At 71.2% G+C, this 17,567-nt stretch carries 18 protein-coding genes and 1 pseudogene; 8 read left to right on the top strand and 11 right to left on the bottom strand.

From position 1 onward, the window contains the following. Positions 1-97: 97 nt before the first annotated feature. Genes Q8A52_RS41960 through Q8A52_RS41945 form a run of 4 tightly spaced genes read right to left on the bottom strand, consistent with a single transcriptional unit; the run spans position 98 to position 3,701 of the window. Entirely contained in the window at positions 98-1,189 is a 1,092-nt protein-coding gene (locus Q8A52_RS41960) for an amidohydrolase family protein (RefSeq protein ID WP_316762166.1), read from the bottom strand. Positions 1,190-1,208: 19 nt separating this feature from the next. Beyond that, positions 1,209-2,012, bottom strand: a complete 804-nt coding sequence (locus Q8A52_RS41955) for an amino acid ABC transporter ATP-binding protein (RefSeq protein ID WP_316762164.1) — start codon at positions 2,010-2,012, stop codon at positions 1,209-1,211. After that, a complete protein-coding gene (locus Q8A52_RS41950; protein ID WP_316762162.1) occupies positions 2,009-2,842 on the bottom strand; it encodes an amino acid ABC transporter permease in 834 nt (277 codons plus the stop codon). The genes Q8A52_RS41955 and Q8A52_RS41950 overlap by 4 nt, the downstream gene beginning before the upstream one ends. Before the next feature lie 4 nt (positions 2,843-2,846). Further along, complete coding sequence (locus tag Q8A52_RS41945; protein ID WP_316762158.1) at positions 2,847-3,701, bottom strand: transporter substrate-binding domain-containing protein; 855 nt, start codon at positions 3,699-3,701, stop codon at positions 2,847-2,849. 178 nt (positions 3,702-3,879) lie between these two features. On the opposite strand from Q8A52_RS41945, the pseudogene Q8A52_RS41940 reads away from it, so the two are divergent. The 5 genes and pseudogenes from Q8A52_RS41940 to thpD all read left to right on the top strand — a co-directional run. Then, positions 3,880-4,128: pseudogene (locus Q8A52_RS41940) on the top strand (alanine--glyoxylate aminotransferase family protein); the annotation flags it as partial. A gap of 394 nt (positions 4,129-4,522) precedes the next feature. Then, positions 4,523-5,041: a diaminobutyrate acetyltransferase gene (gene ectA / locus Q8A52_RS41935; RefSeq protein WP_316762155.1), complete on the top strand. Its 519-nt coding sequence runs from the start codon at positions 4,523-4,525 to the stop codon at positions 5,039-5,041. 13 nt (positions 5,042-5,054) lie between these two features. Further along, positions 5,055-6,326, top strand: a complete 1,272-nt coding sequence (gene ectB / locus Q8A52_RS41930) for a diaminobutyrate--2-oxoglutarate transaminase (protein WP_316762152.1) — start codon at positions 5,055-5,057, stop codon at positions 6,324-6,326. 20 nt (positions 6,327-6,346) lie between these two features. Beyond that, a complete protein-coding gene (locus tag Q8A52_RS41925; RefSeq protein WP_316762150.1) occupies positions 6,347-6,751 on the top strand; it encodes an ectoine synthase in 405 nt (134 codons plus the stop codon). A gap of 5 nt (positions 6,752-6,756) precedes the next feature. Beyond that, entirely contained in the window at positions 6,757-7,641 is an 885-nt protein-coding gene (gene thpD / locus Q8A52_RS41920; protein ID WP_316762148.1) for an ectoine hydroxylase, read from the top strand. 15 nt (positions 7,642-7,656) lie between these two features. Here the strand turns inward: thpD and Q8A52_RS41915 are convergent, their stop codons facing one another. The 7 genes from Q8A52_RS41915 to Q8A52_RS41885 form a co-directional block, all read right to left on the bottom strand. After that, entirely contained in the window at positions 7,657-8,658 is a 1,002-nt protein-coding gene (locus Q8A52_RS41915; protein WP_316762147.1) for a maleylpyruvate isomerase family mycothiol-dependent enzyme, read from the bottom strand. A gap of 25 nt (positions 8,659-8,683) precedes the next feature. Beyond that, a complete protein-coding gene (locus Q8A52_RS41910) occupies positions 8,684-9,310 on the bottom strand; it encodes an RNA polymerase sigma factor (protein ID WP_316762145.1) in 627 nt (208 codons plus the stop codon). A gap of 45 nt (positions 9,311-9,355) precedes the next feature. Beyond that, positions 9,356-10,417, bottom strand: a complete 1,062-nt coding sequence (locus tag Q8A52_RS41905; RefSeq protein WP_316762143.1) for an aminotransferase class V-fold PLP-dependent enzyme — start codon at positions 10,415-10,417, stop codon at positions 9,356-9,358. Between the two features lie 96 nt (positions 10,418-10,513). After that, a complete protein-coding gene (locus tag Q8A52_RS41900; protein WP_316762140.1) occupies positions 10,514-11,230 on the bottom strand; it encodes a DsbA family oxidoreductase in 717 nt (238 codons plus the stop codon). A gap of 75 nt (positions 11,231-11,305) precedes the next feature. Next, the gene (locus Q8A52_RS41895) at positions 11,306-11,812 is read right to left on the bottom strand and encodes a GNAT family N-acetyltransferase (protein ID WP_316762138.1); all 507 of its coding nucleotides are present in this window, start codon (positions 11,810-11,812) and stop codon (positions 11,306-11,308) included. Between the two features lie 43 nt (positions 11,813-11,855). Continuing rightward, a complete protein-coding gene (locus Q8A52_RS41890; protein WP_316762136.1) occupies positions 11,856-12,464 on the bottom strand; it encodes a DUF1349 domain-containing protein in 609 nt (202 codons plus the stop codon). A gap of 216 nt (positions 12,465-12,680) precedes the next feature. After that, a complete protein-coding gene (locus Q8A52_RS41885; RefSeq protein WP_316762134.1) occupies positions 12,681-14,210 on the bottom strand; it encodes an aldehyde dehydrogenase (NADP(+)) in 1,530 nt (509 codons plus the stop codon). Positions 14,211-14,371: 161 nt separating this feature from the next. Between Q8A52_RS41885 and Q8A52_RS41880 the strand changes: the two genes are divergently transcribed. From Q8A52_RS41880 to Q8A52_RS41870, 3 genes are all read left to right on the top strand, one after another. Beyond that, the gene (locus tag Q8A52_RS41880; RefSeq protein WP_316762132.1) at positions 14,372-15,145 is read left to right on the top strand and encodes an IclR family transcriptional regulator; all 774 of its coding nucleotides are present in this window, start codon (positions 14,372-14,374) and stop codon (positions 15,143-15,145) included. An 86-nt stretch (positions 15,146-15,231) separates the two neighbouring features. Next, the gene (locus Q8A52_RS41875; RefSeq protein WP_316762130.1) at positions 15,232-16,200 is read left to right on the top strand and encodes a hypothetical protein; all 969 of its coding nucleotides are present in this window, start codon (positions 15,232-15,234) and stop codon (positions 16,198-16,200) included. Next, positions 16,197-17,471, top strand: a complete 1,275-nt coding sequence (locus Q8A52_RS41870; RefSeq protein ID WP_316762127.1) for a sensor histidine kinase — start codon at positions 16,197-16,199, stop codon at positions 17,469-17,471. Before Q8A52_RS41875 ends, Q8A52_RS41870 begins: the two co-directional genes overlap by 4 nt. Positions 17,472-17,567 lie beyond the last annotated feature (96 nt).

Here is a 17,567-nt window from a genome sequence, read left to right as displayed (position 1 = left end):
TCCTGTCGTCAAATCCCCGTCTGCCCCGCGGACGGACGACGGGGATTTGACGACAGGACCCTCGAATCTCACGGCACAGGCGTTCCCCGGCTCGCTCCTATTCGACGACGCGCCCGTTCAGCACCACGCGTCGCGGCGCCGCCAGCACCCGTACGTCCGCTCGCGGATCCGCCTCGTACACCACCAGGTCCGCCGGAGCCGCCTCCTCCAGACCGGGCCGTCCGAGCCACTTCCGGGCGCCCCAGGCCGTGGCCGACAGGGCGTCGACCGGCGGGATTCCGGCGGTGACCAGTTCCGCCACCTCACCCGCGACCAGACCGTGCGCCAGCGAGCCGCCGGCGTCCGTGCCGACGTACACGGGGATCCCGGCGTCGTACGCTGCGCGCACCGTGTCGTAGCGCCGCTCGTGCAGCCGTCGCATATGGGCCGACCAGCGCGGGTACCTGGACTCGCCGCCCGCGGCGAGCCGGGGGAAGGTGGCGATGTTGACGAGGGTCGGGACGATCGCGACACCGCGCTCGGAGAACAGAGGGATCAGGTCCTCCGTCAGGCCCGTGGCGTGTTCGATGCAGTCGATGCCCGCCTCGACCAGGTCCCGCAGGGAACTCTCGGCGAAGCAGTGCGCGGTGACACGGGCGCCGAGCCGGTGGGCCTCGGCGATGGCCGCCTCCACCGCCTCGCGGGGCCAGCAGGCCGACAGATCGCCGAGGTCGCGGTCGATCCAGTCGCCGACCAGCTTCACCCAGCCGTCGCCGCGCCGAGCCTCCTGGGCGACGTACGCGACCAGCTCGTCCGGCTCGATCTCGTGCGCGAAGTTCCTTATGTAGCGGCGGGTGCGGGCGATGTGCCGACCGGCCCGGATGATCTTCGGGAGGTCCTCGCGGTCGTCGACCCAGCGGGTGTCGGAGGGCGAGCCCGCGTCGCGGATCAGCAGGGTGCCCGCCTCCCGGTCGGTCAGTGCCTGCTTCTCCGCGACGTCCGCGTCGACCGGGCCGTGCGCGCCCAGGCCCACATGGCAGTGCGCGTCCACGAGGCCGGGCAACGCCCAGCCCTCGACGGTCCGGATGTCCTGGGCGCCGGCCGGACGGTCGTACGAGATCCGCCCTCCGACGACCCACAGCTCGTGACGGACCTCGTCGGGGCCGACGAGGATCCGCCCCTTCACGTGCAGTACCGCGTGATCGCTCATGTAGCGCACCTTAGGTCAGCTACCGCTCGGACTTCCCCACCTGGTCCGAGGTCTCCTCCTCCACCTCGGCCATCGCGGGGTCGAGGAGGCGCGAGAGGAAGTGCCGGGTGCGTTCGTGCTGCGGATCGCCGATGACCTGGGCAGGGGCTCCCTCCTCGACGATCACGCCGCCGTCCATGAACACGACCCGGTCGGCGACCTCGCGGGCGAAGGTCATCTCATGGGTGACGACCATCATCGTCATGCCCTCGTCGGCGAGCATGCGCATGACGGCGAGGACGTCGCCCACCAGCTCGGGGTCGAGCGCCGAGGTCGGCTCGTCGAACAGCATGACCTCGGGGCCCATCGCCAGCGAGCGGGCGATGGCAACGCGCTGCTGCTGGCCGCCGGAGAGGGAGGACGGGTAGGCCTCCGCCTTCTCGGACAGACCGACCCGCTCCAGGTTCTCGGCGGCGATCCGCGCGGCCGTCGCCTTGTCCCGCCGGAGCACCCGGCGCTGCGGGAGGGTGAGGTTCTCCGTCACCGACAGGTGCGGGAACAGGTTGAACTGCTGGAACACCATGCCGATACGGCGGCGTACGGCGTCGATGTCGACGTCGGGGTCGGTGACCTCGGTGCCGCCGACGAAGACCTGTCCCTTGGTGGGTTCCTCGAGCAGGTTGACGCATCGCAGGAGCGTCGACTTGCCGGAGCCGGACGGGCCGATGACACAGACGACCTCGCCCTGGGCGATCTCCAGGTCGATGCCCTTCAGCACCTGGTTGTCGCCGAAGGACTTGTGCAGGTCGCGGACCTGGATCTCAGCGGTGCCGGGGATACTCACTTGACCGCCTCCTGGGCGTTGGCCTCCAAGCGGCGCGCGACGAAGCCGAGCGGGATGGTGACGAGCAGATAGCACAGGCCCGCGACCAGGATCGGCGTGGAGTTGGCGGTCGTGCTGGCCAGGTCACGGCCGAACTTGGACAGTTCTCGCTCCTCCAGAGTCACACCGAGCAGCAGGACCAGGGAGGAGTCCTTGAAGAGCATGATGAACTCATTGGTGAGCGGCGGGAGGATGATCCGGAACGCCTGCGGGATGATGATCGAGACCATGGCGCGGGCGGGTGAGAAGCCCAGCGAACGGGCCGCCTCCAGCTGGCCCTTGGGCACCGCCTGGATGCCGGCGCGGAAGGTCTCCGCCATGTAGGCGGCTCCGATCAGGCCGAGCCCGAGGGCGGCCTTGCCGTAGGTGCCGCCCGGGATCTCCGTGCCGGGGAAGGCCAGCGGCACGGCCACGCCGATGAAGACGAAGATCAGCAGTGCGGGCAGGCCGCGGAAGACCTCGATGAAGACGCTCGCGACCCAGCGGTACGGGCCCACGGACGACAGCCGCATCAGCGCGACGACCAGGCCGAGGGCCACTCCGAGGACGAAGCCGGAGACCGTGTAGAGCACGGTGTTCTGCAACGCCAGCGTGATGACGTCGGGGAACATCTGCCGGGCGATGTCCGGCTGCGCGAACTGGTTCTGCAGCCGCCCCCAGTCCGCCGTGACCGCGAAGGCGATCACGGCGGCGACGAAGACGGTGTACTGGGCGCCACGCGACAGGCTGCGCTTCTGGCGCCGGGTCAGGCCCTTTTTCTTCGGCTGGAGTGCTACGTCCGTGTCGGTCATGGGGTCAGGAGGCGGAGGGCGAGGCGGAGGCGGACGCGGGGTACGGACCGATCCACTTCTCGTACAGCTTCTGGTACGTGCCGTCGGACTTGGCGTCCGCGAGTGCCTTGTTGATGGCGGCGAGCAGCTTGGCGTTGCCCTTCTTCACCGAGAAGCCGTACTGCTCACCGGTGTTGAGGTTGTCGACCACCTTGAAGGCGTCCGCGTTGGCCTTGTCCTTCAGCCAGCCCTGGACGACCGGGTAGTCGATGACGACCGCCTGGACCTGACCGGTGCGCAGGCCGTTGAGGACCGCGTCGGAGGACTCGAAGGAGATCGGGTCGTAGCCCTTGCTCTTCGCGTAGTCCTCGCCGGTGGTCTGCGCCTGGGCGCCGAGCTTCTTGCCCTTGGCCTTGACGTCGGCGAGCGAGGTGATGCCGCTCTTCTTGTCGACGAGGACGGCCTGGGTGGCGTCGAAGTACGGGTCGGAGAAGTCGACGTTCTTCTTGCGCTCGGCCGTGATGGTCATACCCGCGGCGGCCACGTCGCACTGGCCGGAGTTCAGGAACGCGCCGGTCTTGAAGTTCTCGAACGGCGTGTCGAGGATCGTCTGCTTCACCCCGAGGTTCTTGGCGACGAGGTCGATCAGTGACACGTCGAAACCCTGCACCTTGCCGTCGATCTCCGACTGGAAGGGCGGGTAGGGCAGGTGGGTGCAGGTGGTGAGCTGACCGGCCTTGACGACCTCGACCCCACCGGCGGCCGTCTTCTTGGCGCCGCCGCCGTTGTCGCTCGACGAGCAGCCGGCCACGAGCACGAGCCCGACCGTCGCGGTGGTTGCGGCCAGGACGCGTGCCCGGCGCCCGATGAGCGTGTTCACGAGGGGGGACCTCCTGTGGGGGAGCTTTGCATTCCGATTGCGAGGTTCCGATTATAAGGAGATGTTTGGGTCTCTCAAACCAAACCCATGGCTACGGGACTGCGCGGCCTGCGAAGTCACCGGCCGGAGCGGGGTGAACCCGGTCGGTCACGCTCATCTGTGCCCACCCCCTCGCGAGCACTGGCTGCGGGACTGCGGGGCCGAGGTGATCGACCTGGCGGTGCCCGTCCCCACGGCGGTCACACGCGGAGGCGGCGACCGGCAACACTCGGTCGGCGCGGAGCCGGTGCTGCCGGACGCGTGGGGTGCGGACCTGTGCGTGATCGGTGCACGGAAGGCGATGGGCGGGCCGGCCGATCTGCCGCCGCACCGGCCGCCACGACGCTCCGAGTGCGGCCGGGCGTGGCGGCGTCGGAACTTGCGTCCCGGGCCCTGGCGGCTCACCGAAAAGGTGCTGAACGTGAACCTGGGGGCGGCCCGGCAGGCCGCGGACTCCGCCTGGCGGTAGCCGTCGGCAGACCTGAACGGCCTCGTCCGCAAACACCGGACGGGCGCGCATCGACGGAGTTGCCGGGGTCTGAATTCAAGGCTATTTCGGAATTCCTTTTCATCGAGAGCTTTCCCGAGTTCTCCTGCCCGCTTTTTGCGGAGCTAAACAAGGGTGATTTCATCCGGGTTTCAACCCTGTGACACACTCCACACGGTCGATGCATTTGTCCTGTTTCGCGCGGTGCAAATCGCCACATTTCCTCGGCCTGCGCCGCCATGGCCGCACCCCTACTCCGTGCATTTTTGCATTTGCCTCGCTAAATTCAAGCCGCATGACTGCCGCACAAGCAGACCTGCTCATCGACCGCCCGGAGGTGACGGACGGGGGTTCCCTGTGGCGTATCGCCAAGGACTCCGGAACCCTCGACCTGAACTCCTCGTACAGCTATCTGCTGTGGTGCCGCGACTTCGCCGGCACATCGGCGGTCGCGCGCGGGGCGGACGGGAAGCCCGTCGGATTCGTCACCGGCTATGTACGGCCGGAGCGCCCCCACACCCTGCTCGTCTGGCAGGTGGCGGTCGACGCGGCACACCGGGGGCGCGGGATCGCCGCGGCGCTGCTCGACGGACTGACCGCGCGGATCGGCGCCGAGCGCCCGATCACCTCCGTCGAGACGACCATCACCCCCGGCAACACCGCCTCCGAGCGCCTGTTCACCTCGTACGCCGCCCGGCACGGCGCCCGTGTCACCCGCGAGGTGCTGTTCGACGCGGGCCTGTTCCCGGACGGCGCTCACGAGCCCGAAATCCTGTACCACATCGGGCCGTTGACCCCCCACACATCGCACTGAGGAGCGATCAACCGTGACCATCACCCAGCCCGACCTCAGCGTCTTCGAGACCCTCGAGTCCGAGGTACGCAGCTACTGCCGCGGCTGGCCCACCGTCTTCGACCGTGCGCAGGGCAGCCTGATGTACGACGAGGACGGACACCGGTATCTCGACTTCTTCGCCGGAGCGGGCTCGCTCAACTACGGGCACAACAACCCCGTCCTGAAACGGGCGTTGATCGACTACCTGATGCGCGACGGGGTCACCCACGGGCTCGACATGTCCACCACGGCCAAGCGGTCCTTCCTGCAGACCTTCCAGGACCTGGTGCTGCGGCCGCGCGACCTGCCGTACAAGGTCATGTTCCCGGGGCCGACCGGCACCAACGCCGTGGAGTCCGCGCTGAAGCTGGCCCGGAAGGTGAAGGGCCGCGAGGCGATCGTGTCGTTCACCAACGCCTTCCACGGCATGTCCCTCGGCTCACTGGCCGTGACCGGCAACGCCTTCAAGCGGGCCGGGGCCGGCATACCGCTGGTGCACGGGACACCCATGCCGTTCGACAACTACTTCGACGGCAAGGTCCCCGACTTCCTGTGGTTCGAGCGGCTCCTGGAGGACCAGGGGTCCGGGCTCAACAAGCCGGCCGCCGTGATCGTGGAGACCGTGCAGGGCGAGGGCGGTATCAACGTCGCTCGTCCGGAGTGGCTGCGGGCCCTGTCCGAGTTGTGCGAGCGGCAGGACATGCTGCTGATCGTCGACGACATCCAGATGGGGTGCGGACGCACCGGTGCCTTCTTCTCCTTCGAGGAGGCCGGGATCGTGCCCGACATCGTCACCGTGTCGAAGTCCATCAGCGGTTACGGACTGCCCATGTCGCTCTGCCTGTTCAGGCCCGAGCTGGACATCTGGGAGCCGGGCGAGCACAACGGCACCTTCCGCGGCAACAACCCCGCGTTCGTCACCGCCACTGCGGCCCTGGAGTCGTACTGGACCGACGGGTCCGCCATGGAGAAGCAGACCCGGGCCCGCGGCGAGCAGATCGAGCAGGCGCTCGTCGCCATCACCGAGGAGAACCTCGCCGACGTCAAGGAGTACCGGGGCCGGGGGCTCGTGTGGGGCATGGAGTTCCACGACAAGGCGCGCGCCGACCGGGTCACGCGGCGCGCCTTCGAACTCGGGCTGCTCATCGAGACGTCCGGCCCGGAGGGCGAGGTCGTCAAGCTGCTGCCCGCCCTCACCGTCACCCCCGAGGAACTGGACGAGGGACTGAGCGTCCTCGCCCGCGCCGTTCGCGAAACCGTCTAGCAAGGAGGCTGTGCACCACCGTGATCGTCCGTTCGTTCAAGGACATCGAAGGCACCGACCGGCATGTGAAGTCGGCGTCCGGCACCTGGGAGAGCAAGCGCATCGTCCTCGCCAAGGAGCGGGTCGGCTTCTCTCTCCACGAAACCGTGCTGTACGCGGGGACGGAGACGTCGATGTGGTACGCGAACCACATCGAGGCCGTCGTGTGTGTCGAGGGCGCGGCCGAGCTCACCGACCACGAGACCGGGAGGACGTACGCCATCACTCCCGGGACCATGTACCTCCTCGACGGGCACGAGCGGCACACGCTCCGCGTCCAGGAGGACTTCCGCTGCATCTGCGTGTTCAACCCGCCCGTGACCGGACGGGAGGACCACGACGAGAACGGCATCTATCCGCTGCTCACCGAACCCGAGGAGGTGTGAGGACCATGACCGTCACCGATCTCTATCCCAGCCGCGGCGCCGCAGAGGTGTCCGTTCCGCGCCAGGACCCGGTCGTCTGGGGCGCCCCCGACACCCCCGGCCCGATTGCGACCACCGATCTGCAGGCGTACGAGCGCGACGGCTTCCTCGCGATCGACCAGCTGATCACCGACGACGAGGTCGCCGTCTACCGGCGGGAGCTGGAGCGGCTCGTCGACGACCCGGCGATCCGCGCCGACGATCGCTCCATCGTCGAACCGAAGTCGAAGGAGATCCGCTCCGTCTTCGAGGTGCACCGGATCAGTGAGGTGTTCGCCTCGCTCGTCCGGGACGAGCGGGTGGTCGGGCGGGCCCGGCAGATCCTGGGCTCGGACGTGTACGTCCACCAGTCCCGGATCAACGTCAAGCCGGGCTTCGGGGCCAGCGGGTTCTACTGGCACTCCGACTTCGAGACCTGGCACGCCGAGGACGGTCTGCCGAACATGCGGACGGTGTCCGTGTCGATCGCGCTGACCGAGAACCTCGACACCAACGGCGGGCTCATGATCATGCCGGGCTCGCACCGGACGTTCCTCGGATGTGCGGGAGCCACGCCCGAGGACAACTACAAGAAGTCGCTGCAGATGCAGGACGCGGGCACGCCGTCCGACGAGGCGCTGACCGCCATGGCGAGCGAGTACGGCATCAGGCTCTTCACCGGCCGGGCCGGCTCCGCGACCTGGTTCGACTGCAACTGCATGCACGGGTCCGGCGACAACATCACGCCGTTCCCGCGCAGCAACGTCTTCATCGTGTTCAACAGCGTGGAGAACGCCGCGGTGGAGCCGTTCGCGGCTCCGGTACGGCGGCCGGAGTTCATCGGGGCGCGGGACTTCACCCCCGTGCGCTGAACCGGCGGCGCCGGACTACAGCCAGGCCAGCGATGCCGCCCGCTCCAGGACGTTCCGTACGGCCCCCTCGTCGCCCGTGTCACCGCGCGGGACGGCGTCGGGGGCGTACCGGCCGCCGACGAGCAGACAGAAGTCGACCGGGTCCAGGGCGAGTTCGGCGCGTACCGGCTCGTCCTCGGAGCCGAGGACCCACTCGTCCCCGCCGGTGACCGAGAACAGCACCGGCGGGGCGCTGGGGCCGAGGGCCAGGGCGAGGACGCGGACGGCCAGGCGGACCAGCCGGTCCAGGTGCTCCTCGGGCGGCGGCGGGACGGCGAGCCCGAGGGCGCGGCCGATGTCGTCGGTGTGGATCCAGGCCTCGAAGGCGCGGACCAGGAAGTGGTCGGCGACCGGCAGCCGCACGCCCATCAGCGTCACGGCACGGGCGGCCCGTGCCGGATCGCGGGCCTCGGGCGTGCCGAGCAGCGCGTGCGCCTGCGCGGACCAGGCCGCGACGGTGTCCTGCGGGGCGCGTCCGCGCTCGTGGGCGATCACCTCCGCGGTCCGCCGCTCCCAGGCGTCCTCCCAGCCCACGCCCTCCGCCGGCGAGGGCGGCACCGGCGCGTCGGGGCCGAGCAGCACGACCAGATGCTCGTCGGCGGCGAGAAGGTGGGCGACGGTCGCCTGCACGTCCCATCCATGGACCACCGGGGTGTCCCAGCGTCCGTCGGCCTCGGGCAGGAGTGCGGCCAGTCCGCAGACGGCGGCCGCATAGGGCGCGGCATGGCCGGCCACTCGGGTCGCGGCGGGGCGCCGCCGGGCGAGGGCGGCGGCGATCACACCGTTGCCGGGCCGCTCGCCGGTGCCGTTCCGGAGCGGGCCGTCCAGCAGCCGGACCGTCTCCCGCAGGCGTTCCGCCTCCGCCGCGCAGCTCTCGCACTCGGCCAGATGCGGCGGAACCGTGCGCTCCTCCTCGGGCGGCAGGGCGCCGAAGGCCCAGGCTGCCAGCAGGTCACGTACGCCGTCGTGCTCGGTCATCGCCGCGCGCCTCCTTCCTCCGCCATCATGCGCCCCTTTCCAGCGGGGAGTGCGGCCGGTCGGTCAAATCGGCCAAGGACGCGGCCAGGGTGCGCAGCGCGGTGCGCAGCCGGGTCTTGGCGGTGCCCTCGGGGATCCCCAGTTCGACCGCGGCCTGCCGGTAGCTGCGGCCCGCGAAGTAGGCGAGGTGGACCACCTCCCGCTGGGGCCGCGGGAGTTCGGCGAGGGCGGAGTGCAGCAGCAGGGATCGCTCGCGGTCCACGACCGTCTCGTCGGGGCCCGGGCCCGGCTCCGGGATCGCGTGCAGCGCGGCGTCGTCGGCGCGCACGTCCTTGCGGTGCCGGGCCTCGCCGCGCACCCAGTCCACGGCCCGGCGGTGGGCCAGCAGGGACAGCCAGGTGCGCAGCGAGCCGCGGCGCGCGTCGAAGGCGTACGGTCTGCTCCACAGGTGGGCGAAGACCTCCTGCGCGACTTCCTCGGCGGCGGCCGGGCTGCGGGTGACCCGCGCGGCGACCCGCCGCACCAGCCCGCCGTACGCCGTGTACACCTCGGTCAGTGCGGACTCGTCGCCGTACACCAGCCGCCGGTGCAGGTCGGCATCGGCCGACGTCTTGTCCGTACCGTCTGCGGAGTCGGTCACCGGTACCACCACCCCCGGTGCCCTTCCTAGCGTCCTGGCGGAGCCCGCGCCAGAGGGTCAGCCCGACAGGACGTCCAGCAGGCGGTCGACGTCGGCAGCCGTGTTGTACAGGTGGAAGGAGGCGCGCAGGTTGCCCGCGCGGTTGGAGAGCTCGATGCCGGCGCGGCTCAGCTCGGGCTGGCGGTCGCCGAGCCCGGGGACCGAGACGATCGCCGAGCCGGGGGCGGGCACGGGCGCGTGGCCGAGGGTCGCGAGTCCGGCCCGGAGCCGGTCGGCGAGGGCCACGTCGTGGGCGTGGACGGCGGCCACGCCGAGTTCCTCGATCAGGTCGAGCGAGCGGCGCAGACCCGCGAAGGTGAACAGGGCGTGGCTGAGGTCGAAGCGCCGGGCGGAGTGGGCGAGTTCGGCGACCGGGCCGTAGCAGCTGTCCCACGGGTTCTCGCCCGCGACCCAGCCCGCGAGCACCGGGCTGAGCCCGCCGAAGTCCTCGGGGACCACGAGGAAGGCCGCGCCGTGCGGGCCGAGCAGCCACTTGAAGGAGACGGCGGCGGTGAAGTCGTGGGCGTCCGCGTCCATCGGGAGCCAGCCGGCGGCCTGGGAGAAGTCGACGTAGGTGCGTGCCCCGTGCTCGCGGGCGGCCTCGCGCAGGGCGGGCAGGTCGGCGACGCGTCCGTCGGCCGACTGGGCGGCGCTCACCGCGACCAGCGCGGTGTCCGGGCGGACGGAGTCGGCGATGCGCTCCAGCGGCACCGTGCGGACCTTGAGGTCGCCGCGGACGTGGAACGGGTTCAGCACGGAGGTGAAGTCGTCCTCGGCGGTGAGGACTTCGGCGCCGGCGGGCAGCGAGGCGGCGATCACCCCGCTGTGCGCGGCGACCGAGGCACCGGCCGCTACCCGGGTCACCGGGACTCCGGCGAGCCGGGCGTAGGCGGCCCGGCAGGCCTCCACGTCCTCGAACAGCGGGGTCAGCGGACGGCCCTCGGCCCGCAGCAGCGCCGCCTCGTGCAGGGCGGCGACGGTACGGGCCGGCAGCAGGCTGTTGCTCGCGGTGTTGAGATAGGTGCTCTGCGGGGTGAACTCGGCGCGGACGAGGGTCTCGAACGTCTCCGTGGTCTCCATGGGTCCACTCTGCGGCCCGACGAAGCCATAAGTCCATTGCGGATTTTTACGTGGATCCGCTTAGAAACGCTTATACATCCGCGCCGACCTGTGGTTTCAGTGCTGCGGCACCGCGCACCCGTCCGGGCCGCATGCCTCGGCGTCACCCTGGCCGACCAGCTTCAGCGGCGAACGCTCGCCCCACGCCTGGCTCAGCGCCTGGGTGAAGACCTCGGCGGGCTGGGCGCCGGAGACGCCGTACTTGCGGTCGAGGACGAAGAAGGGCACGCCGTTCGCGCCGAGCTCGGCGGCCTCGCGCTCGTCGGCGCGGACCTCGTCGGCGTGCGCGGCCGGATCGGCGAGCACCTTGCGGGCGGCGTCGGCGTCCAGGCCCGCCTCGGCGGCGAGCTCCACGAGCCGCTCGTCGCCCTCGCTGAAGACGGAGCGCTCCTCTGCGAAGTTCGCCCGGTACAGGATCTGGATCAGCTCGTCCTGCCGGCCCTGCTCCTTGGCGAAGTGCAGCAGGCGGTGCATGTCGAAGGTGTTGCCGTGGTCGCGGTCCCGGGTGCGGTAGTCCAGGCCCTCGGCGGCGGCCTGCGCGCCCAGGTTGTCCTCGCCGGCCTGGGCCTGCGCCTCGCTCATGCCGTACTTCTTGGCGAGCATCGTCAGCACCGGCTGCACGTCGCCCTTGGCGCGGCCCGGGTCCAGCTCGAAGGACCGGTGCACCACCTCGACCTCGTCGCGGTGCGGGAAGGCCGCCAGCGCCTTCTCGAAGCGGGCCTTGCCCACGTAGCACCAGGGGCAGGCGATGTCGCTCCAGATCTCGACGCGCATGTCTTCGGCTCTCTCCAGGTCGTACGGACGCGGAGACTCTCTCCGCCCAGTACGTGAACGTTCAAGCAGAGAGGTTCATTCCCCGGGCACCGAGAAGCGCAGGAAGAGGTGGTGGTCCCCCTCGGCGGGCGGGTTGTCCGGGTCCGGGACCCAGCCCTGGCGGGTGTAGAAGGCCTGGGCCCGCGCGTTGTCCACGTGCACGTCGAGCACGGCGGTCCGCTTGCCGTCGGCCTGCCACTCCTCCACGCACGCCCGGTGCAGGGCCGTGCCGAGGCCGGAGCGCCAGTGGTCGGGATCGATGTGGAACTGGAACAGCTTGACCGTCTCCGCGGGGGCGTCGTCCGGGGTGCGGAAGGAGGCGATGCCGACGATGGCGCCGTGCGCGACGGCACACAGCACATGGCCGTCCGGCCGCTCGATGGAACTCTGCCAGGCGGCACTCCAGTCCACGTCGGACTGCGGGACGCCGTCCGGGTAGTAGGTCGAGCGTGCCCGGAAGTGCAGGTCGGCGATGACCTGGGCCTCGGCGCGCACGGCTGTCCTGATCACCAGGGATTCGACGGTCCGATGCTCACTGATCATGCTGCGGAAGACGTACCGGGAGCCGGTCCGGTTCCGCGGCGGCTCAGCTCCCGTCGCGCAGGTCGTCCGGCCAGCCGGGCCTGAACTCGATGTGGTCGTACGTCACCACGCACCCCTCCCCCAGCGGCGACTGGGTCATGAAGCCGACCAGCGCCGCGTCCGTCTCCTTCTCCCCGCCCAGGGTGAAGAGCCGGACGAAGGTCCAGCGTACGCCGTCGCGGGAGGCGTGGAAGGCGAAGGCACGGCCCGTGCGGCTGATCCGCAGCCAGACCGAACTGCCCTCCACCGTGAAGGCGTTGGCGTCGTCGGAGTGCCCCCGGGTGACTACCGTGCAGACGGTGGGCACGTCCGGGGAGTACTCCAGGCAGAGCTTGGCCCACGCCCGGTCGCTCACATGGACGTAGAGCACGCCCGCGTCGAACGCGGCACCGAACCCGACGGTGACCCGGGCGATCAGCTGGAATTCCCCTTCCGGCGCCCCGAGCAGCCGGGGCGCGTCGGAGGCGGGATCCAGCGCCTCGTCGGTGGGCGGCACGAACCGGTCCTGCCGGGGCCCTGCCCAGCCGCTGAGGATGCCGTCCTCGTAGGACCAGTGACCGTCGGGGCCGTATGTACGGAGGAGGAAGGGAAGTTCGGGAAGTTCCAGGTCCATGGCCAGAGTCTCTCAGCTTCCGATCTCCGCCACCGGCGTCCGTACGGGTTCGGCGTTCCAGATGCCCGTTGAAGCGCACGAGCCGGCCGCAGCCAGCGCTCGACGGCCGTACCCCCGACGGACGTCGAGGTGGAGGTCGTCGCCGGGTACGGGCCACCGTGGTGCTGGGCCGACGCCACCGCGACCCCCGTCGGCCAGCCGTTCAGAGATGCAGGTTCAGCTTTCCAGACGGCCGTTGAAGCGCCGGGGCAGGCCCAGTGGATTGTCGTCGCGAAGCTCCTTCGGGAGCAGCGCCTCCGGAGCGTTCTGATAGACGACCGGCCGCAGCCAGCGCTCGACGGCCGTACCCCCGACGGACGTCGAGGTGGAGGTCGTCGCCGGGTACGGGCCACCGTGGTGCTGGGCCGACGCCACCGCGACCCCCGTCGGCCAGCCGTTCACCAGCACCCGGCCGGCCAGCGGCGTCAGCTCCGCCAGGATCTCCGCGCCGCGGCCGTCACCCGCCGCCTCCTCCGCCGAGAGGTGCACGGTCGCGGTGAGGTTGCCGGGCAGCCGGGACAGAACGGCGGTCGCCTCGTCCTGGTCCTCGTAGCGGACCACCACGGTCACCGGTCCGAAGCACTCCTCCAGGAGCAGGTCGTACGCCCCCTCCTCGGCCAGCCGGCTCGCCGGAACCGTCAGGAAGCCCGGGCTCACCGTGTGCTCGCTGCCCGCGCCGGGGGTCACTGGAGACTCCACGCCGGACAGCGCGGCCCGCTCTGCGACACCGGCGATGAAGTTGTCCCGCATGCGGTGGTCGAGCAGGACCCCCGCCTCGGTGTCACTGACCGCGTCCGTGAGCGACTTGACCAGGCCGTCGCCCGCCGCGCCGGACGGCACCAGCACCAGGCCCGGCTTCACACAGAACTGCCCCACGCCCAGCGTCATCGACCCGGCGAGACCGGCGCCGATCGCCTCGGCGCGCTCGGCGGCCGCGGCCTCGGTGACGACGACGGGGTTGAGGGAGCCCAGCTCGCCGTGGAAGGGGATCGGGACCGGCCGGGCGGCGGCCGCGTCGAAGAGGGCACGTCCGCCCCGTACGGAACCGGTGAAGCCGGCCGCCGCGACCAGCGGGTGCTCGATGAGCCCGACGCCCGCCTCGAAGCCGTGGACCAGGCCGAGGGCACCGTCGGGGACGCCGTGCTCGGCGGCGGCCCGGCGCAGCACCTTGGCGACCAGCTCGGACAGCGCCGGGTGGTCGGGGTGGGCCTTGACGACGACCGGGTTGCCCGCGGCCAGGGCACTCGCGGTGTCGCCGCCGGCGACCGAGAAGGCGAAGGGGAAGTTGGAGGCCGAGTAGACGGCGACGACGCCCAGCGGCACCTTGTAGCGGCGCAGGTCCGGGATCGGCGGGGTCGCGGTGTCGTCGGGGTGGTTGATGATGACGTCGAGGAATGCGCCCTCGTCGACGATGTCCGCGAAGGCCCGCAACTGGTAGGTGGTGCGCGAGAGTTCGCCGGTCAGTCGGACCGGGCCCAGCGCGGTCTCGGCGTCGGCGGCCTCCACCAGCTGGTCCCTCGCCGCGTCCAGCCCCACGGCGGCGGAGCGCAGGAAGGCCGAGCGCACGGCGCGGTCGGCGAGGGAGCCGCGCGCGGCGTGGGCGGCCCGGACGGTGGCGTCCACCTCCTCGGCCGTGGCCTCCACCGCAACCTGTTCACGCTGCTTCCCGGTACGCGGGTCGACACTCCAGACTGGTGCTGCTGCCACCGCGGATCCCTCCACGTTCATTGCGGATGCATTGCCGCTGCAATGCCGCAGTATCTGGGTCATTCACCAGGGCGTTCGATATACTGAACACCGTCTCTGATGATGAATGTGCTGTCGGAGACTATATCTCTGGTTCTCGTCGAACGAAGGGGTCAAAGGCGATGTCGGCAGGCGAGACAGGCGGCGGGGCGCAGGTCAAGTCCGCGGTGCGGACCGTTGAATTGCTCGAGTACTTCGCCGGCCGGCCCGGCATGCACTCCCTCGCGGCGGTCCAGGAGGCTGTCGGTTATCCCAAGTCCAGCCTGTACATGCTGCTGCGCACGCTGGTGGAGCTGGGCTGGGTGGAGACGGACGCGACCGGCACCCGGTACGGCATCGGGGTGCGGGCGCTACTCGTCGGCACCTCCTACATCGACGGCGACGAGGTGGTCGCGGCGGCCCGGCCCACCCTGGACCGGCTCTCCGACGACACCACGGAGACCATCCACCTGGCCCGTCTGGACGGCACCAACGTGGTGTACCTGGCCACCCGCCAGTCCCAGCACTACCTGCGCCCGTTCACCCGCGTCGGCCGCCGGCTGCCCGCCCACTCCACGTCCCTCGGCAAGGCGCTGCTGGCGACCCACACCGACGAACAGGTCCGCAAGCTGCTGCCGGAGACCCTCCCCGCACTGACCGAGCACACCATCACCGACCGGGAGAAGCTCATCGAGGAGCTGCACCAGGTCCGCGAGCAGGGCTTCGCCGTCGACCGCGAGGAGAACACACTGGGGCTGCGCTGCTTCGGCGTCGCGATCCCGTACCGCACCCCCGCGCGCGACGCCATCAGCTGCTCGGTGCCCGTGGCCCGGCTGACCCCCGCCCACGAGCAGATGATCAAGGACGCTCTGTTCGACGCCCGGGACCGGCTCACGCTGGCCACGCGGAGGCTCTGAGCAGGACGGCGTCTCCGCCGTGCGGCGGAGGCGGATCATCGTCGTGCAGGAGGTGGACCCGCCCTTCGGCACGGGAGCGTTGAGGCATGAACCCCTCGACCGCTCCCGCCCCGGCCCGCGTTGTCACCGGCCACCGCCGCCGCCTGCTGCGGCTCGTGGCCATCGTCGCGTGTCTGCCGTATCTGTGCCTCAAGCTCGCCTGGATCGCGGGGAGTCACCTCGGCATCCCGGACGGGAGTCCGCTGCTGAAGCACCGGGTGACCATGGTTGTCGCCAACGGCCTCACGGTGCTGATGGACGCGACTGTCATCGTGCTGGCCCTGTTGCTGACCCGGCCGTGGGGACGGCGGGTGCCCTCCTGGCTGCTCGCGGTGCCGATGTGGGTCGCCACGGGACTTCTCGCGCCGATCATGGTGGGATTTCCGCTGCAGATGGTCGTCCACGGGGGTTCGGACAGCGGTGACGGCCGGCCGTTCCTCGACGGGTGGGTGTTCGGGGTCGTGTATGGGGGGTTCATCGTGCAGGGGCTCGCACTGGGGGCGCTCTTCGTCGGGTATGCCCGCGAGCGGTGGGGACACCTGTGGCAGGGGCGGGTGTGGGACCTGCCCGCGCAGAGCGCGCCGGCCGCGCAGCGGACGACCGCCGTGACGGCGGCCGTGCTCGCACTGGTTCCGGGCACGCTCCGGCTGCTGTGGGCCTGCGGGGTCACCACCGGGCGGGACACGAGCAGCAGCCGCCCGATGGAGGTGGTCTACGTCGGCTTCCTGGCCGCCGCCGTCGTCGGCGCCTGGCAGCTCGCCTTCCGCCGGGGCCGCCCGCTGCCGGTCGGTGTGCCGCTCGCCCTGGGCTGGACCGGCTCCGGGGCGGTGGCCTGCTGGGGCGCGTGGCAGGCACTGGCTCCGCTGGCCGGGGTGAACGACATCGCCCACGGCCCGACACAGTTGCTGGACCTCACCTACGCCGGCCAGGTGATCACCGGCGTCCTCGTCGCGGTCCTCGGCGCCCGGTTCCTCGCCGAGCGGTCCGCCCGGGCCCCGAAGCGGCCCGCGCGGTGAGGACGTTCGCCCGGCCGCTGTTCGGCCGCACGGCGCGCCGCCGCTGGATCCATCTGATCCTGGGCGGCGCGCTCGCCATGCCGTACGTCTTCGTCGGCGAGGTGATCGTCGGGCCCATCCTCGGCTCGGACCGCTTCTGGGGCGACCTGCCCGTCCAACTGGGCTCCTTCGCCGTGGGGTTGCCGATCGCCGCGGTCACCTCCCTGTTCCCGCTGACCCGCCCGCTGGAGGCGGGAGCCGCCCGCGCCCTGTGCGGCGTGCCCCCGGATACGCTGGCCCAGGGTCCCGCCCGGACCCGGGCCGCGAGGGGGCGGACGGCGGCCTGGTTCACGCTGCATCTGGGGTTCGGCGGGATCGTCTCGGGGATGTCCCTCGCCGTGCCGCCGTTCGCGGGGGTGCTGATCGTGCTGCCGCTCTTCTCGTGGCTGCGCGGCACACGGCTCGCACTGCCCGAAGTCTTCGACCACGCCTGGGCGCTGGCGCTCGCGCCGGTCGCCGGTGTCGCCATGCTGCTCGCGCTCGCCGGCTGCGCGGCCGGGTCCGGCGCGCTCCTCGCCCGCTCGGCGCCCGCGCTGCTCGGGCCCACCCCCGAGGACCGGCTCGCGGCGGCCGAGGCGCGCGCCGCCGACCTCGCCGTACGCAACCGGCTCGCCCGCGAGCTGCACGACTCCGTCGGCCACGCCCTGAGCGCCGTCACCCTGCAGGCGAGCGCGGCCCGCCGCGTCCTCGACACCGACCCGGAATTCGTCCGTGAGGCCCTCGCCGCCATCGAGGAGACCACCCGGCGCACGGTGGGCGAACTCGACGCGGTGCTCGGCGTGCTGCGGGACGGCGACGCTCCCGGCACGGCACCCGCGCCCACCCTCGCGGCCGACCTCGAGGGGCTGCTGCGGCGCACCCGGGCGGGCGGGCAGAGCGTCGAGGCCACCGTCACGGCCGACCCGGCGACGCTGCCGCCGCCGCTCTCCCGCGAGGCCTACCGCATCGTGCAGGAAGGACTGAGCAACGTCCTCAAGCACGCGGGCGCCCAGGTCGAGGCCGCCTTGCGGATAGCCGCCGCCGACGGGCACCTGGAGATCAGCGTGGAGAACCCGCTGAGCGGCCCCTGCCCCTCCCGGCCCGGCGGCGGCCACGGGCTGCGCGGCATCGCCGACCGGGTCCGGCTGCTGGGCGGCACGGTGACGGCCGGTCCGGCCGAGGGCATGTGGCGGCTGCACGTACGACTGCCGATGAAAGGACATCCCAATCGTGATGTCAAGCCGCTCTTGTGACGGGAGGTGAACCTTGATAGCACTCTCCGTCACGGATCATCGCCCACAGGACGTTCAGCCTGCGGCGGGCGAGCGCGAGCAGGGCCTGCTTGTGTC

The organism is Streptomyces herbicida (assembly GCF_032656585.1).
Lineage (GTDB): Bacteria > Actinomycetota > Actinomycetes > Streptomycetales > Streptomycetaceae > Streptomyces > Streptomyces herbicida.
This window is presented reverse-complemented; position numbering and strand designations above follow the sequence as displayed.

Excerpts from the sequence above, each read along its gene's own strand:
- Q8A52_RS41960 (WP_316762166.1), bottom strand. The coding sequence starts at position 1,189 with ATGAGCGATCACGCGGTACTGCACGTGAAGGGGCGGATCCTCGTCGGC.
- Q8A52_RS41950 (WP_316762162.1), bottom strand. The coding sequence starts at position 2,842 with ATGACCGACACGGACGTAGCACTCCAGCCGAAGAAAAAGGGCCTGACC.
- ectA (WP_316762155.1), top strand. The coding sequence starts at position 4,523 with ATGACTGCCGCACAAGCAGACCTGCTCATCGACCGCCCGGAGGTGACG.
- thpD (WP_316762148.1), top strand. The coding sequence starts at position 6,757 with ATGACCGTCACCGATCTCTATCCCAGCCGCGGCGCCGCAGAGGTGTCC.
- Q8A52_RS41915 (WP_316762147.1), bottom strand. The coding sequence starts at position 8,658 with ATGACCGAGCACGACGGCGTACGTGACCTGCTGGCAGCCTGGGCCTTC.
- Q8A52_RS41905 (WP_316762143.1), bottom strand. The coding sequence starts at position 10,417 with ATGGAGACCACGGAGACGTTCGAGACCCTCGTCCGCGCCGAGTTCACC.
- Q8A52_RS41900 (WP_316762140.1), bottom strand. The coding sequence starts at position 11,230 with ATGCGCGTCGAGATCTGGAGCGACATCGCCTGCCCCTGGTGCTACGTG.
- Q8A52_RS41895 (WP_316762138.1), bottom strand. The coding sequence starts at position 11,812 with ATGATCAGTGAGCATCGGACCGTCGAATCCCTGGTGATCAGGACAGCC.
- Q8A52_RS41890 (WP_316762136.1), bottom strand. The coding sequence starts at position 12,464 with ATGGACCTGGAACTTCCCGAACTTCCCTTCCTCCTCCGTACATACGGC.
- Q8A52_RS41880 (WP_316762132.1), top strand. The coding sequence starts at position 14,372 with ATGTCGGCAGGCGAGACAGGCGGCGGGGCGCAGGTCAAGTCCGCGGTG.
- Q8A52_RS41875 (WP_316762130.1), top strand. The coding sequence starts at position 15,232 with ATGAACCCCTCGACCGCTCCCGCCCCGGCCCGCGTTGTCACCGGCCAC.